Source organism: Micromonospora sp. CPCC 205561, assembly GCF_036906775.1.
Classification (GTDB): Bacteria; Actinomycetota; Actinomycetes; order Mycobacteriales; family Micromonosporaceae; genus Micromonospora.
The window spans coordinates 1-16,079 of record NZ_JBAKHV010000058.1; the positions used below are offsets into that span (position 1 = coordinate 1).

Sequence of the window (16,079 nt, forward strand, 5' to 3'; positions counted from 1 at the left end):
GGCGGCGGTCGACGCGCTCGTCGCCGGGCTGCCGGGGCTGACCGCCGTCGTGCACACCGCCGGGGCGTCCGGCGGCACCACCCCGGCGTACGAGGTGACCGACGGCGAACTGTCGGAGACCCTGGCCGGCAAGGTGCTCGGTGCCGTGCACCTGGACGCCGCCTGCCGGGGCCGGGACCTCGACGCGTTCGTGGTCTTCTCCTCGGTCGCCGGCGTCTGGGGCGGCGGCGGGCAGGCCGGCTACGCGGCCGGCAACGCCCTGCTCGACGCGCTCGTCGCCGCCCGCCGGGCGGCGGGCCTGCCCGCCACCGCCCTGGCCTACGGCCCGTGGGCGGAGGACGGCATGGCCGCCGGGGAGACCGCGGACGGCCTGCGCCGCCGCGGGTTCACCCCGCTCGCGCCCGACGCCGCCGTCGCGGCGCTGGGCCGCTGGGTGAACGCCCCGGAGCCGGCGCCGGTGATCGTCGACGTCGACTGGTCCCGGTTCGTCACGGCGTTCACCGCCGCGCGGCCGAGCCACCTCTTCGACCGGGTCGCCCCGGTCGCCGCGCGGGAGCCGGAGCGGCCGGAGAACGCGGTCGCCACCGACGGGCTGCGGGCCAGGCTCACCTCGCTACCGGCGACCGGTCAGGAGGCGCTGCTGGTCGACCTGGTCCGCGTGGAGGCCGCGGCCGTCCTCGGCCACCCCACCACCGACCAGGTGCCGGCCGGCCGGGCGTTCCGCGAGCTGGGCTTCGACTCCCTCGCCGCCGTGCAGCTGCGGGACCGGCTGGGCCGGGTCACCGGCCTGAGCCTGCCGTCGACCGTGGTTTTCGACCACCCGTCGGCGGCGGAACTGGCCCGCTTCCTGCGTACCGAGATCGTGGTCGGCGCGGACGGCGGTCCGGTCGCCGGCGGCGCGACCTCGGCCCGGCCGCCGGCGGACGAGCCGATCGCGATCGTCTCCATGGCCTGCCGCTTCCCGGGCGGGGTGTCGTCGCCGCAGGAACTCTGGCGGCTGCTGGCCGACGGGGTGGACGCGGTGACGCCGATGCCCACCGACCGGGGCTGGGACCTCGACGCCCTGTTCGACAGCGACCCGGAGCGGCTCGGCACCAGCTACACCCGCAGCGGCGGGTTCCTGCGGGACGTGGCCGGCTTCGACGCCGCGTTCTTCGGGGTCAACCCGCGCGAGGCCCTCGCCATGGACCCGCAGCAGCGGCTGCTGCTGCACACCACCTGGGAGGTCTTCGAGCGCGCCGGCATCGACCCGCACCGGGTGCGCGGCTCCGCCACCGGCGTCTTCATGGGCACCAACGGGCAGGACTACGCCACCCTGCTGCTGGGCGCCCGCTCCCAGGTGGAGGGCTACCAGGCGACCGGCAACGGCGCGTCGGTGGTCTCCGGACGCCTGGCGTACTCGTTCGGGCTGCACGGTCCGGCGGTCACGGTCGACACGGCCTGCTCGTCGTCGCTGGTGGCGCTGCACCTGGCCGCGCAGGCGCTGCGCAGCGGCGAGTGCGACCTCGCCCTGGCCGGCGGCGTCACCGTGATGTCGACCCCCGGCGCGTTCCTGGAGTTCTCCCGGCAGCGCGGTCTGGCCGCCGACGGGCGGGTCAAGGCGTTCGCCGAGGCCGCCGACGGCACCGGCTGGGGCGAGGGCGTCGGTGTGCTGCTGCTCCAGCGGCTCTCCGACGCCCAGCGTGACGGCAACCGGATCCTCGCCGTCGTACGGGGCAGCGCGGTCAACCAGGACGGCGCGAGCAACGGCCTCACCGCGCCGAACGGGCCCGCGCAGCAGCGGGTCATCCGGCACGCGCTGGACAACGCGGGCCTGACCCCTGACGACGTGGACGTCGTGGAGGCGCACGGCACCGGCACCACCCTCGGCGACCCGATCGAGGCGCAGGCGCTGCTGGCCACCTACGGCAGGGGACGTTCCGCCGACCGGCCGCTGTGGCTCGGGTCGGTCAAGTCGAACATCGGCCACACCCAGGCCGCGGCGGGCGCCGCCAGCCTGATCAAGATGGTGCTGGCCCTGCAACACGAGGTGCTGCCGGCGACCCTGCACGTCGACGCGCCGACCCCGCACGTCGACTGGACGTCCGGCGCGCTGGCGCTGCTCACCGAGGCCCGCCCCTGGACGGCCGACGACCGGCCACGCCGGGCCGGCGTCTCCTCGTTCGGGATCAGCGGCACCAACGCCCACGTGATCCTGGAGCAGGCCCCGCAGCGGCCGGAGCCGGTCGCCCCCGACGGGGAGCGGCCCCGGTTGACCCTGCCGTGGCCGGTCTCCGCCGCCGACCTGCCCACGCTGCGCGAGCAGGCCGGCCGGCTGGCCGACCGGGTCGCGACGGGCGACGACCCCGCCGACCTGGTCGCCTGGACGCTCGCCGACGGCCGGGCCCACCTCGGCCAGCGGGCCACCGTGGTCGCCGCCGACGGGGCCACCCGGCTGGCCGCGCTGCGGGCGCTGGCCGGCGGCGAGGCCCACCCCGCGCTGGTCACCGCCCGGCGACGCGGAGGCGGCCTCGCGGTCCTCTTCTCCGGCCAGGGCGCCCAGCGCCCCGGCGCCGGCCGGCAGCTGTACGACACGTTCCCCGTGTTCGCGGCGGCCCTCGACGAGGCCTGCGGGGTCCTGGACCACCAGCTGCCGCAGCCGCTGAAGCCGGTGCTGTTCGCGGCCGACGGCAGCGCCGAGGCCGCGCTGCTCGACGAGACGGTGTTCACCCAGGCGGGGCTCTTCGCGCTGGAGGTGGCCCTGTTCCGGCTGGTCGAGTCGTTCGGGGTGGTGCCCGGACACGTCGCAGGGCACTCGATCGGCGAGATCACCGCCGCGCACGTCGCCGGGGTACTGTCGCTCGCGGACGCCGCCACGCTGGTGGCCGCCCGCGGTCGGCTGATGCAGGCCCTGCCCGCCGGGGGCGGGATGCTCGCCGTCGCCGCCGACGAGGCGGCGGTGGTCGAGTCCCTGGCCGGGCTGACCGACCGGGTCGGCGTGGCGGCCGTCAACGGCCCCGCCGCCGTGGTGGTCGCCGGGGCGGTCGACGCCCTCGACGGGCTGGAGCGGCTCTGGCAGGAGCGCGGGGTGCGCACCCGGCGGCTGCGGGTCAGCCACGCGTTCCACAGCCCGCTGATGGAGCCGATACTGGCCGACTTCCGGGCCGTCCTCGACGGGCTGACGTTCGCCGCGCCGCTGCTGCCGATCGTGTCGAACCTGACCGGACGGCTCGCGCAGCCCGACGAGCTCAGTACGCCCGACTACTGGGTGCGGCACGTCCGGGAGTCCGTCCGGTACGCCGACGGGATCGCCGCGCTGCGCGACGCGGGCGTCGACACCTTCCTGGAACTCGGCCCGCAGGCGGTGCTGACCGCGATGACCGCCGGCCTGCTGCCCACCGACGACGACGGGACAGCCGTGGCGGCGCTGCGCGCCGGCGCCGACGAGCCGGCCGCCCTGCTCTCCGCGCTGGCCGTCCTGGACGGCACCGGGCGGGACGTCGACTGGGCGGCGGTGCTCGCCGTGCTGGCCGGCCCCCGTCCGGATCCCCGCCGGCTGCCCGAGCTGCCCACGTACGCGTTCCGGCCGCAGCGCTACTGGCCGACCCTCGACGCGGCCCCGACCCCCGCCGCCGACCCGGTCGACGACGCGTTCTGGCGGGCCGTCACCGACGGCGACCTGGGCCGCCTCGGCCTCGACCCGGACCAGCCGCTGCGCGAGCTGCTGCCGGAACTGGAGTCGTGGCGGCGCCGCCAGCACCTCGACGGCACCCTGGCCGGCTGGCGGTACCGGGTCACCTGGGAGCACCGGGCGCTGACCGGTGCCGACCCCGGCACCTGGCTGGTGCTGGCCCCGCCGCACCAGGTCACCGACCGGGTGCTCGCCGCCCTCACGGCCGGCGCCGCGACGGTGCACCTGCTGACCGTCGACCCGGCCACGGCCACCCGCGACGGCCTGGCCGCCGACCTCGACCGGCTCGCCGCCGCCCACCAGCCGACGGCGCTGCTCTCCCTGCTGGCGCTGGACGAGGCACCGCACCCGGAGCAGACGGCGCTGCCGACCGGCCTGGCGGCGAACCTGCTGCTCGTGCAGGCACACACCGGCCGCTCCGGCCCGCCCGTGCCGCTGTGGCTCGCCACCACCGGCGCCGTCGCCGTGGACGACGAACCGGTCGTCCACCCGACGCAGGCCACCACGTGGGGCCTCGGCCTCGTGGCCGCGCTGGAGCACCCCCGGCACGTCGGCGGAGTCGTCGACCTGCCGGCGGGCCCGGACGAGGCGGCGTACGCGGCCCTGGCCGGGGCCCTGACCAACGTCGACGGGGAGGACCAGCTCGCCGTCCGGGAGGCCGGCGTGCACACCCGGCGTCTGGTCCGTGACACCGGGCAACCGGCGGCGGGCGGCGGATACCGCCCGGGCGGCACCGTCCTGCTCACCGGTGGGAGCGGGGCGCTCGCCCGGCACACCACCGACTGGCTGGGCCGCCACGGCGCCGAGGTGCTCCCGCTCGCCGGGCCGGCGACGGGCAAGCTCGGCGACCTGATGGAGCAGCTCGCCGCCGAGAGCCGGCCGGTGACCGCGCTCGTGCACGTCCCGGCGGAGACCGGCTCGGTGCCGCTGGCCGAGCTGACCCTCGCCGGCCTGGCCGCCGACCTGGCCGCCACCGTCGGCGACGTCCCGAGGTACGCCGACGAGCTGGCGCACCGGCCGCTCGACGCGTTCGTGCTGTGCACCTCCACCACGGGGGTGTGGGGCGCGGGCGGCCGGGCCGGCCAGTCCGCCGGCGACGCGTTGCTGCACGCGCTCGCGGCGAACCGGCGCCACGGCGGACTGGCGGCCACCGCCGTGGCGTGGGGGCCGTGGCAGGACGATCCCGAATCGGCCGAGCTGGCGCAGCTGCGTCGGCGGGGCCTGCCGGGCCTGTCCCCGGAGCTGGCCGTCGAGGCGTTCGGGCAGGCGCTGCGTGCCGAGGCGGCGGTGGTGGTCGCCGACGTGCGCTGGGACCGGTTCGTGCCGGCGTTCGCGTCGATGCGGCCGTGCCCGCTGCTGACCGGGGTCCCCGAGGCGGGCGCGGCGATGCCCACCGACGACGACCACCGGCCGGCGGACGACGAGGCGGCCATCGCGCTGCGGGAGCGGCTGCGCCCGCTGAGCCCCGGCGAACGGGAGGGCGTCCTCGTCGAACTCGTGGGCGGCCTGGCGGCGGCCGTGCTCGGCCACACCGGGGGCGGGGGGCTGGAGTCCGACCGCGCGTTCCGCGAGGTGGGCTTCGACTCGATGACGGCCGTGGAGCTGCGCAACCGGCTCCGCGCCGCCACCGGCGTCCAGCTGCCCGCCGGCGTGGTGTTCGACTACCCGACGCCGGCGGCGCTCGCCCGGCACCTGCGCGACCGGCTCGTCGAGGACGGTGCTGCCGCGGCCGCCCCGCTGCTCGCCGAGCTGGAGCGGCTCGACGGCGTCTTCGCGGCCGACGCGCCGGACCGGCTGACCCGGCAGAAGCTGCTGGTGCAGTTGCAGGCGTTCGTGGCCCGGTGGGGCGACGAACGCGGCCCCGTCGAGGAGAAACCGGCCACGCACGCCCTCGACGACGCCACCGACGCCGAGATCTTCGATTTCATCCACCGCGAGCTGGGTGGCCCGGGCGGCAATTTGCCGGGCATGTAGAAATGGTGGCGCGCGGCCGTTGTCGACGGTCGCGACACGCTCGGCCGGGCGGGCCTGCGCACCCGCCCGGCCGTACCTCGCGAGGACGGCGCGCAGGACCGCTCGCAGGGCGGGTCGGCCCAGCCTGCGCGCCCGCCACCCTAGGGGCACCCGTAGGGGCACGCTAGGGGTTGTGACCGCCGTCCGGCGACAATTACCTTTCGTCCGGCGCGTAAGACCTGGTGGGGGCTGAAACGCCTTTTGTCTGGCAATTCGTGGTCGGCTGAATGGGCTTAGATTTTCGCGGCTTGTGGCGTCTGTGGACGGTATTGGGTCGCCTGTTTCTTTCCGGCCCGAAGAGGTGGCGTCAATGGCGACTGAAGATACGCTCCGGGAGTACCTGAAATGGGTGACGGCGGACCTTCACCAGACCAGGAGGAAGCTCGGCGAGCTTGAGGCGGCCAGCCGCGAGCCGATCGCCATCGTCGGCATGGCCTGCCGGTTCCCGGGCGGGGTGGGCTCGCCCGAGGAGCTGTGGGAGCTCGTCGACTCCGGCCGGGACGCCGTCTCCGCGTTCCCCGCCGACCGCGGCTGGGACCTGTCACGGCTGTTCCACCCGGACCCCGACCATCCCGGCACGTCGTACGTCGCCGAGGGTGGCTTCGTCGACTCGGCCACCGACTTCGACGCCGCGTTCTTCGGCATCTCGCCACGCGAGGCCCTCGCGATGGACCCCCAGCAGCGGCTGCTGCTGGAGACCTCCTGGGAGGCGTTCGAACACGCCGGCATCGACCCCTCGGCGCTGCGCGGGCACCAGGTGGGGGTGTTCGCCAGCACCACCGGGCAGGACTACGTGGGGCTGCTCCAGCAGCCGCCGCCCGGTACCGAGGGCTACATCCTGACCGGCACCGCGGCCAGCGTCGTGTCCGGCCGGATCTCGTACGCGCTCGGCATCGAGGGGCCCGCCGTCACCGTCGACACCGCCTGCTCGTCGTCGCTGGTCGCGCTGCACCTGGCCTGCCAGGCGCTGCGGCAGGGGGAGTGCACCCTCGCGCTCGCCGGCGGGGCCACGGTCATGTCCACCCCGTCCGCCTTCATCGGCTTCAGCCGCCAGCGGGGCCTGGCCATGGACGGCCGGGTCAAGTCGTTCGCCGCGGCCGCCGACGGCACCGCCTGGGGCGAGGGGGCCGGCCTGCTGCTCGTCGAGCGGCTCTCCGACGCGCGGCGCAACGGCCACCGCGTCCTCGCCGTCGTTCGGGGCAGCGCGGTCAACCAGGACGGCGCGAGCAACGGGCTGACCGCCCCCAACGGCCCCTCCCAGCAGCGGGTCGTGCTCCAGGCGCTGGCCAGCGCCCGGCTCGCGCCGGAGCAGGTCGACGTCGTGGAGGCGCACGGCACCGGCACCACCCTCGGCGACCCGATCGAGGCACAGGCGCTGCTGTCGACGTACGGGCAGGGCCGGCCGGCGGACCGGCCGCTCTGGCTCGGCTCGGTCAAGTCGAACATCGGTCACACCCAGGCCGCCGCAGGTGTGGCCGGGGTGATCAAGATGGTGATGGCGCTGCGGCACGACACCGTGCCCGCCACCCTGCACGTCGACGAGCCCACCCCCAACGTGGACTGGACGGCCGGCGCGGTCGCGCTGGCCACCGAGCCGCGGCCGTGGCCCGCCGGGGAGCAGCCCCGCCGCGCGGGCATCTCCTCCTTCGGCATGAGCGGCACCAACGCCCACGTGATCATCGAGGAGGCGCCCGCCGCCGACCCGGCCCCGGCGGACGCCCCGGACGGCCCCGCCGCCGCGACCGACGCGGCCACCGTGCCGGCCGCCGCCGACACCGCCTGCGTCGACGGGGCCGGCCTCGTGCCGGTGCTGGTCTCCGCCCGCGACGCCGAGTCCCTGACCGCGCAGGCGACCCGCTGGGCCGACTGGCTCGACGGCCGCCCCGAGCTGCGGCTGACCGACGTCGGCTGGTCGTCGGCGCGCACCCGGGCCAGCCTCGAACACCGCGCCGTACTGCTCGCCGCCGACCGCGCCGACCTGACCGCCGGCCTGCGCGCCCTGGCCGCCGGCGGCGACGCCCCGGGCCTGGTCACCGGCGCCGGCCCGCGCGGCGGCAAGCTCGCGTTCCTCTTCTCCGGCCAGGGCGCGCAGCGCAGCGGCATGGGCCGCGAGTTGGCCGACGCGTTCCCGGTCTTCGGCCGGGCGCTGGCCGAGGTCTGCGCCGAGCTGGACCGGCACCTGCCCCGCCCGCTCACCCCGGTGCTCTTCGCGCCCGAGGGCGACGAGGCCGCCGGGCTGCTCAACCAGACCCTCTACACGCAGGCCGGCCTGTTCGCCGTCGAGGTCGCGCTCTTCCGGCTCCTGGAGAGCTGGGGGATCGTCCCGGACGTCCTGCTCGGCCACTCGATCGGCGAGCTGTCCGCCGCGCACGCGGCCGGCGTGCTGTCGCTGCCCGACGCCGCCACGCTCGTCGCGGCCCGGGGCCGGCTGATGCAGGCCCTGCCGGCCGGGGGCGCGATGCTGGCCGTCCAGCTCCCCGCCGACGCCGTCCGGGCCGCCCTGGCCGGCGTCGAGGACCGAGTCGCCGTGGCCGCCGTCAACGGCCCCACCGCCGTGGTCGTCTCCGGCGCGGCCGACGCCGTCGAGGAACTCGAACGCCGCTGGGCCGACCAGGGCGTACGGACCAGGCCGCTGCGCGTCAGCCACGCCTTCCACAGCCCGCTGATGGAACCCATGCTCGCCGAGTTCGCCGCCGTGGTGCGCCGGCTGGAGCTGCACCCGCCGGCGCTGCCGATCGTGTCGAACCTGACCGGCGCGCTCGCCGACCCCGACGAGATCCGCACCGCCGACTACTGGGTGCGGCACGTGCGGGAGGCCGTCCGGTTCGCCGACGGCGTCGACCAGCTGCGCGCCCTCGGCGTGCGTACGTTCCTGGAGGTCGGCCCCAGCGGGGTGCTCACCGCGCTGGCCCGCGACGTCCTGACCACCGCCGGCGCGGACGACGACACCGCCGCCGTGGCGCTGCTGCGCCGCGACCGCCCCGAGCCCGCGTCCGCCCTCACCGCCCTCGCCGAGCTGCACGTCGGCGGGGTCGAGGTGGGTTGGGCGGAGCTGTTCGTCGGCGCCGACACCGCGCGGGTGCCGCTGCCCGGCTACGCCTTCCGCCGGCAGCGCTTCTGGCCCGAGCCGCCGCCCGCCCCCGACACCGTGACGGCGGACGGCGACGACGAGTTCTGGACCGCCCTGGAACAGGCGGACGCCGACACCCTGCGCGGCGAGCTGGGCGACGACGACGAGCAGGTCCGGGCGCTCCTGCCGGCCCTGCCCGTGCTCACCTCCTGGCGCCGGTCCCGGCGGGAACGCTCCCTCGTGGACGGCTGGTCGTACCAGGTGACCTGGCAGCCCGTGCCCGTCGAGGACACCGACGCCCCGGCGGGCCGCTGGCTGGTCGTGCTGCCCGCCGACGACGCGCCGGCGTGGGCCGACGGCCTGACCGGGCTCTTCGGCGACGCCGAGCCGCCGGTGCTGCGCGTCGGCGCGGCGGACCTGGACCGTGCGGCGCTCGCCGCCCGGCTGCGGGAGACGATCGACGGCCGGCCCGTCGACGGCGTGCTCGCCGTGGTCGCCGGCCAGGACCGGCTGCTGCCCGAGCACCCCGGCGTGACCCTCGCCGCCGCAGGCACCCTCGCCCTGGTCCAGGCGATGACCGACCTGGACCTGGTGGCGCCGCTGTGGTGCGTCACCAGCGGCGCGGTGGCGGCGGCCCCGGGCGACCGCGTCGCGCACCCGTTGCAGACCGAGGTCTGGGGACTCGGCCGCGCGGCGGCAGTCGAGCAACCGCACCGCTGGGGCGGCCTGGTCGACCTGCCGGCAACCGTCGACGACGCCACCACCCGGCGGCTCGCCGCCGTGCTGGCCGGCCACGGCGGCGAGGACCAGGTGGCCGTCCGCCCCGGCGGGACCTGGGCCCGCCGGCTGAGCCCGGCCCCGCCGGCAGCGGACGAGCCGTCCGCCGGCGACTGGTGCTCCGGCGCCGTCCTGGTCACCGGCGGCACCGGCGCCCTGGGCGGCCACGTCACCCGCTGGCTGCTCGGCCGCGGCGTCGGGCGGGTGGTCCTGGCCAGCCGCCGGGGCGCCGCCGCCCCGGCCGTGGCGGAACTGCTCGACCGGTACGGCGCCGACGGGCGGGTCACCGTCGCCACCTGCGACGTCACCGACCGGCGGTCCGTGGCGGAGCTGGTCGGGTCGCTGCCCGACCTGACCGCGGTCGTGCACGCCGCGGGCACCGACCAGCTCACCCCGCTGACCGACACCACCCTCGACGAGTTCTCCCACGTCGTCGCGGGGAAGGTGCTCGGCGCACTGCACCTCGACGCCTGCCTCGCCGACCGCGAGCTGGGCGCCTTCGTCATGTTCTCCTCCATCTCCGGCGTGTGGGGCAGCGCCGGCCAGTGCGCCTACGGTGCCGGCAACTCCCTGCTGGACGCCCTCGCCGTCAACCGGCGCGACCGGGGCCTGCCGGCCACCGCCGTCTCCTGGACGGCCTGGGGTGGTGCGCACGGCATGGCCGCCGAGAACGTGGCCACCGAGCAGCTCAACCGGATGGGCCTGCCGCCGGTCGACCCGGAGAAGGCGCTCGTCGCACTCGACCGGGCGCTGCGCCGCCCGACGCCCTGCGTGACCGTCGCCGACGTCGACTGGAGCCGGTTCCACCCCGCGTTCACCGTGGCCCGGCCCAGCCCCTTCCTGGGCGGCCTGCCGCAGGTGCGGGCGCTCGTCGCGCAGGAGGAGACCGCCACGCCCACGGGCGGGGTCGCCGCGCCGCTGCGCCACCTCGCGGCGCTGCCCGCGGCGGAGCAGGAGCGGGAGCTGCTGCGGCTGGTCAACGAGCAGACCGCCGCGGTGCTGGGCCACGCCACCCCCGACGAGCTGCGCGGCCGCCCGTTCAAGGACCTCGGCTTCGACTCGCTGACCGCCGTGGACTTCCGGGGACGGCTGAACACGGCCACCGGCCTGCGGCTGCCCACCACGCTGGTCTTCGACTACCCGACCCCCGCCGAGCTGGCCGCGCACCTGCGCGAGCTGGTCTCCGGCGCCGCTCCGGCCGACGTCCCGCAGACCGTCGTCGTGGACGCCGACGAGCCCGTCGCGATCGTCGGCATGGCCTGCCGCTACCCGGGGGGCGTCGACGGGCCGGAGGCGTTCTGGCGGCTGGTCGCCGACGGTGTGGACGCCATCTCGCCGTTCCCCACCGACCGGGGCTGGGAGATCCCCGAACCGGCGGAGGGGACGCACCCCCCGTCGGGCGGCTTCCTCTACGACGTGGCGGACTTCGACCCCGCGTTCTTCGAGATCTCGCCCCGCGAGGCCCTCGCCATGGACCCGCAGCAGCGGCTCACCCTCGAGACGTCCTGGGAGGCGCTGGAGCGGGCCGGGGTGGACCCGGCGACGCTGCGCGGCACCCGAACGGGCGTCTTCGTGGGCGCCTCCACCTCCGGCTACGGCACCGGGCTGACCGAGGTCCCCGAGGGCGTCGAGGGCTACCTGATGACCGGCGCCGCGCACAGCGTCATCTCCGGCCGGGTCGCGTACGCCCTCGGGCTGGAGGGACCCGCCGTCACCGTCGACACCGCCTGCTCCTCGTCCCTGGTGGCGCTGCACCTCGCGGGGGCGGCGCTGCGGCGCGGCGAGTGCGACCTGGCGCTGGCCGGCGGCGTGGCGGTGATGGCCACCCCGACGGCGTTCCAGGAGTTCTCCCGCCAGGGCGGCCTGGCCTCCGACGGGCGGTGCAAGTCCTTCGCCGCCACGGCGGACGGCACCGGCTGGTCCGAGGGCGTCGGCATGCTGCTCGTGCAGCGGCTCTCCGACGCCCGGCGGCAGGGTCGCCGCGTCCTCGCCGTGGTACGCGGCTCCGCCGTCAACTCCGACGGCGCGTCGAACGGCCTGACCGCCCCCAACGGCCCCTCCCAGCAGCGGGTGATCCGGCAGGCCCTCGCCGGCGCCCGGCTGACGGTCACCGACGTGGACGTCGTCGAGGCCCACGGCACCGGCACCGTCCTCGGTGACCCGATCGAGGCCCAGGCCCTGCTGGCGACGTACGGGCAGGACCGGGGCGACGCCGGTCCGCTGCTGCTGGGCTCGGTCAAGTCGAACATGGGCCACGCGCAGGCCGCCGCCGGCGTGGCCGGTGTGATCAAGATGGTGCTGGCGATGCGGGAGGGCACCGTCCCGGCGTCGCTGCACGCGGACTCGCCGTCGCCGCACATCGACTGGTCCGCCGGCGACGTGGAGCTGGTGACCCGGTCCCGGCCGTGGCCGACGGTCGACCGTCCCCGCCGGGCGGCGGTCTCGTCGTTCGGCATCTCCGGCACCAACGCCCACGTGGTCGTCGAGCAGCCCGTCGACAGCGACGCCGCTGGCGACGTCGAGCCGACCCCCGCCCCGGCCGCCGGGCTGCTCGCCGCCGACGTGGTGGTCTGGCCGGTCTCGGCCCGCTCGGCCTCCGCCCTGGCCGCGCAGGCCTCCCGGCTGGCCCGGCACCTGCGCGCGCACCCCGGCCTCGCCCCGGCGGCGGTCGGCTGGTCCCTCGCCGCGACCCGTTCAACGTTCGACCGGCGTGCCGCGGTGCTCGGCGCCACCCCCGGCGAGCTGCTGGCCGGCCTGGACGCCCTCGCGGCCGGCACGCCGGCCGGCAACGTGGTGACCGGCACCGTCGCCAACCACGGCGCGGGCCCGGTGTTCGTCTTCCCGGCCGCCGCCCCGGCGGGCGCGGCGGCCGACCTGGTGGGCCGCTGCCCGGTCTTCGACGAGACCCTCGCCGAGTGCCGGCAGGCCCTCGCCCCCTGGGTGGACGTCGACCCGGCCGTCCTGCTCACCGGCTCCGACCGCTCCTGGGCCGAGCGGCCGGAGCTGGCCCGGCCCGTCCTGTTCGCCGTCGGCGTGGCGCTCGCCGCCGTCTGGCGGCACGCCGGGCTGACCCCGGCCGCGGTCGTCGGCGACGGCGACGGCGAGGTCGTGGCCGCCCACGTGGCGGGCCTGCTGTCCCTGTCCGACGCCGCCCGCACGGTGGCGCTGCGGGCCCGGGCCGCCGCCGGCGACCTGGACCCCGAGGGCCTCCGCGCCGCCCTGGCGGGGATCGCGCCGCCGCCCGGCACCGTCCGGCTGGCCTCCACCGTCACCGGGGACTGGGCCGACCCGGCCGGCCTCGGTCCGGACCACTGGGCCGCGCTCGGGACCGGTGCTCCGTCGGCCGCCGACGGGGACGCGGACACGGAGCGGCTCGACGCCGCCCTGCGCGCCGCCGTCGACGCCGGACACGTGACCTTCGTGGAGGTCTCGCCGGCACCGGCGCTGGCCGCCCGGGTCGCCGCCGTGCTCGACGCGACCGGCGCGACCGGCCACGTCCTGGACACCCTCGGCGGGCCGGACGACGCCGCCACCCGGCTGCTGACCGGCCTCGCCACCGCGCACACCCTCGGGCTGGCGGTGGAGCACCGTCGGCTGCTGCCCGAGTCCGAGCCGGTCGACCTGCCCACGTACGCCTTCGACCGGCACCGCTACTGGCTGGAGCGCACCGGCGCGCACCGCTCGGTCCTGCCCGCCGTGGGCCTCGACGTGGTCGACCATCCGCTGCTCAGCGCGGTGGTCGAGCTGCCCGGCGACGAGGGCCTGCTGTTCACCGGCCGGATCACCCTCGGCACCCACCCGTGGCTGGCCGACCACGCCGTGCTGGGCACGGTGCTGCTGCCCGGGACGGCCCTGGTGGAGCTGGCGTCCTGGACCGGGCGGCAGGCCGGCGCGGCGACCGTCGCCGAGCTGAACCTGGAGGCGCCGCTGGCGATCCCCACCGAGGGAGGAATCGACCTGCGGGTCCGCGTCGGCTCGCCGGACGAGACCGGGCACCGGCCCGTCGCCATCCACACCCGGCGCGACGACGACACCGGGCCCGACGGTTCCCGGGCCTGGCAGCGGCACGCCTCCGGCCAGCTGAGCGAAACCGTCGACCCGGCCCCCGCGCCGGCGGCCGTGTGGCCGCCCGCCGACGCCGAGCCGATCGCCCTCGACGGGCTCTACGCCCGGCTCGCCGCCCAGGGCTACCACTACGGCCCCGTCTTCCGCGCGCTGCGCGCCGCGTGGCGGTCGGGTTCGGACATCCTGGCCGAGGTCGCCCTGGACGCCGACGCGTCCACCGACACCACGGCCTTCTCGGTGCACCCGGCCCTGATGGACGCGGCACTGCACGCCATCGGCGCCAGCGCCACGGCCGGCGGACCCGCCGCCGGCGGCGCGCCGGCCCCGGAGGGCGGCCCCGACATCCGCCCGGGCCTGCCGTTCACCTGGTCGGGCGTGAGCATCCGGCCGACCCGCGCCCGCGAGCTGCGGATCCGGCTGCGCGCCACCGACGCCGGCTCCGTGGCCCTGACCATCACCGACACCGGCGCGACCCCGGTCGCCTCCGTCGAGGGTCTGGTCCTGCGGCCCGTCTCCGGCGAGCAGCTCAGCGCCGCCCGCCGCTCGGCCAGCCGGTCCCTGCACCGACTCGACTGGGTAGCCCCCGCCGCCGGCCGCGCCGACCGCACCCCCCGGCTGGTCGTCCTCGGCGACGACTGGCCCGGCACCGACCGGCACCCGGACCTCTCCGCGCTGGTCGCCGAGGTGCGCGCGGGCGGGGCCGTGCCCGACGCGGTGGTGGTGACCTGCGTCGGACCGGCCGCCGACGAGCCGCACCCGGCCCGCCAGGCACACCGGGTCGCCCACCACACGCTCGCGCTGGCCCAGCAGTGGCTCGCCGAGGAGGCCCTCACCGCCGCCCGGCTGGTGGTGGTCACCCGCGGCGCGGTCCGGGTCGACCCGGACGAGCCGATCGCCGACGTGCCGGCCGCCACCGCGTGGGGCCTGCTGCGCTCCGCGCAGTCGGAGAACCCCGACCGGATCGTGCTCCTCGACGTCGACGTCGACGCTCCGGCCGCCGCGCTGCTGCCGGCGGCCCTGGCCACGGGCGAACCCCAACTAGCGGTACGCGCCGGCCAGCTCCGGGTGCCCCGGCTGACCCGGCTCGGCCCGCCCCCGGCGGAGGCGTCGGGCCCCGACCTGGCGGCCGGCACCGTCCTGGTGACCGGGGCGACCGGGCTGCTCGGGCGGCTCGTGGCGCGGCGGCTGGTGACCCGGCACGACGTACGGCACCTGCTGCTGGTCAGTCGGAGCGGGGCGGACGCCCCGGGCGTCGCCGCGCTGGTCGACGAGCTGGCCGAGCTGGGCGCCACCGCCCGGGTGGTCGCCTGCGACGTCACCGACCGCGAGGCGCTCGCCCTGCTGGTCGACCAGATCCCCGCCGACCTGCCGCTGACCGGCGTGGTGCACGCGGCCGGGGTGCTCGACGACGGGGTCCTGCCCGCGCTCACCCCGGACCGCTTCGACACCGTGCTGCGCCCCAAGGTCGACGCGGCCTGGCACCTGCACGAGCTGACCGAGAAGCTGGACCTGGCCGCGTTCGTGCTCTTCTCCTCGGCGGCCGGCCTCTTCGGCGGCCCCGGGCAGGCCAACCACGCGGCGGCGAACTGCTTCCTCGACGCCCTCGCCCAGCACCGGCGCGACCGGGGACTCCCGGCGCTCTCGCTGGCCTGGGGCCCGTGGGTCAACGACACCGGCGACGGCCAGACCGGGCACGTCGACGAGGCCCGGATGAACCGGGGCGGCTTCGTCCCGCTCGGCGCCGACGAGGGCATGGACCTGTTCAGCGAGGCGCTGCGCTTCGCCGAGCCGGTGGTCGTACCGGTCAACCTGGACCTCGCGCTGATCGGCCGGCACGGGCCGGCGGCGGTACCGCCGGTGCTGCGGTCGCTGGTCCGCCCGGCAACGACCGGCGCGGCCCGGGCCGCCGAGCGCGACCCGGCCGAGGCGCTGCGGGAGACCCTCGCCGCCACGGCGGAGGCCGACCGCGACCAGGTGCTCTCCGACCTGGTCCGCACCCACGCCGCCGCCGTCCTCGGCTACGCGTCGATCCGGTCGATCGACGCCGAGCGTGGTTTCGTCGAGTTGGGCTTCGACTCGCTGACCGCGGTCGAGTTCCGCAACCGGCTCAACGCGGCCACCGGGCTGCGGCTGCCGTCCACGCTGATCTACGACCGGCCGACCACGGCGGCGCTGGTCGAGTACCTGCGGGGCGCGCTGCTGGCGGAGCGGAGCACGTCCGCGCTGACGGTGCTCGGCGAGCTGAACAAACTGGAGCACGCCATGCGCGCGGTGGCCACCGGTGACACCGACCGGGCCGCCGTCGGCGCCCGGCTGCGCGAACTGCTGTCTCTGTGGACCTACACCGAGTCCGGTGCGGACTCCGCCGCCGACGAGGGCGCCAGCCTCGAGTCGGCCTCCGCCGAAGAGATCTTCAGCCTGCTGGACGAAGAGTTCGGCTCGGCCTGATCCGGCATGTCGCACACCTCGAACCCCGATACGGAG

At 77.1% G+C, this 16,079-nt stretch carries 2 protein-coding genes; both read left to right on the plus strand.

Going from position 1 to position 16,079, the window contains the following annotated elements:
• Window positions 1-5,644 (plus strand): beta-ketoacyl synthase N-terminal-like domain-containing protein (locus V6V16_RS23675; RefSeq protein WP_334565374.1); only part of this gene is annotated, 5,644 nt, incomplete at its 5' end.
• Between the two features lie 349 nt (window positions 5,645-5,993).
• Complete coding sequence (locus V6V16_RS23680) at window positions 5,994-16,043, plus strand: type I polyketide synthase (protein WP_334565375.1); 10,050 nt, start codon at window positions 5,994-5,996, stop codon at window positions 16,041-16,043.
• Window positions 16,044-16,079 lie beyond the last annotated feature (36 nt).

Coding starts and splice junctions, on each gene's coding strand:
- V6V16_RS23680 (WP_334565375.1), top strand. CDS start 5,994: ATGGCGACTGAAGATACGCTCCGGGAGTACCTGAAATGGGTGACGGCG.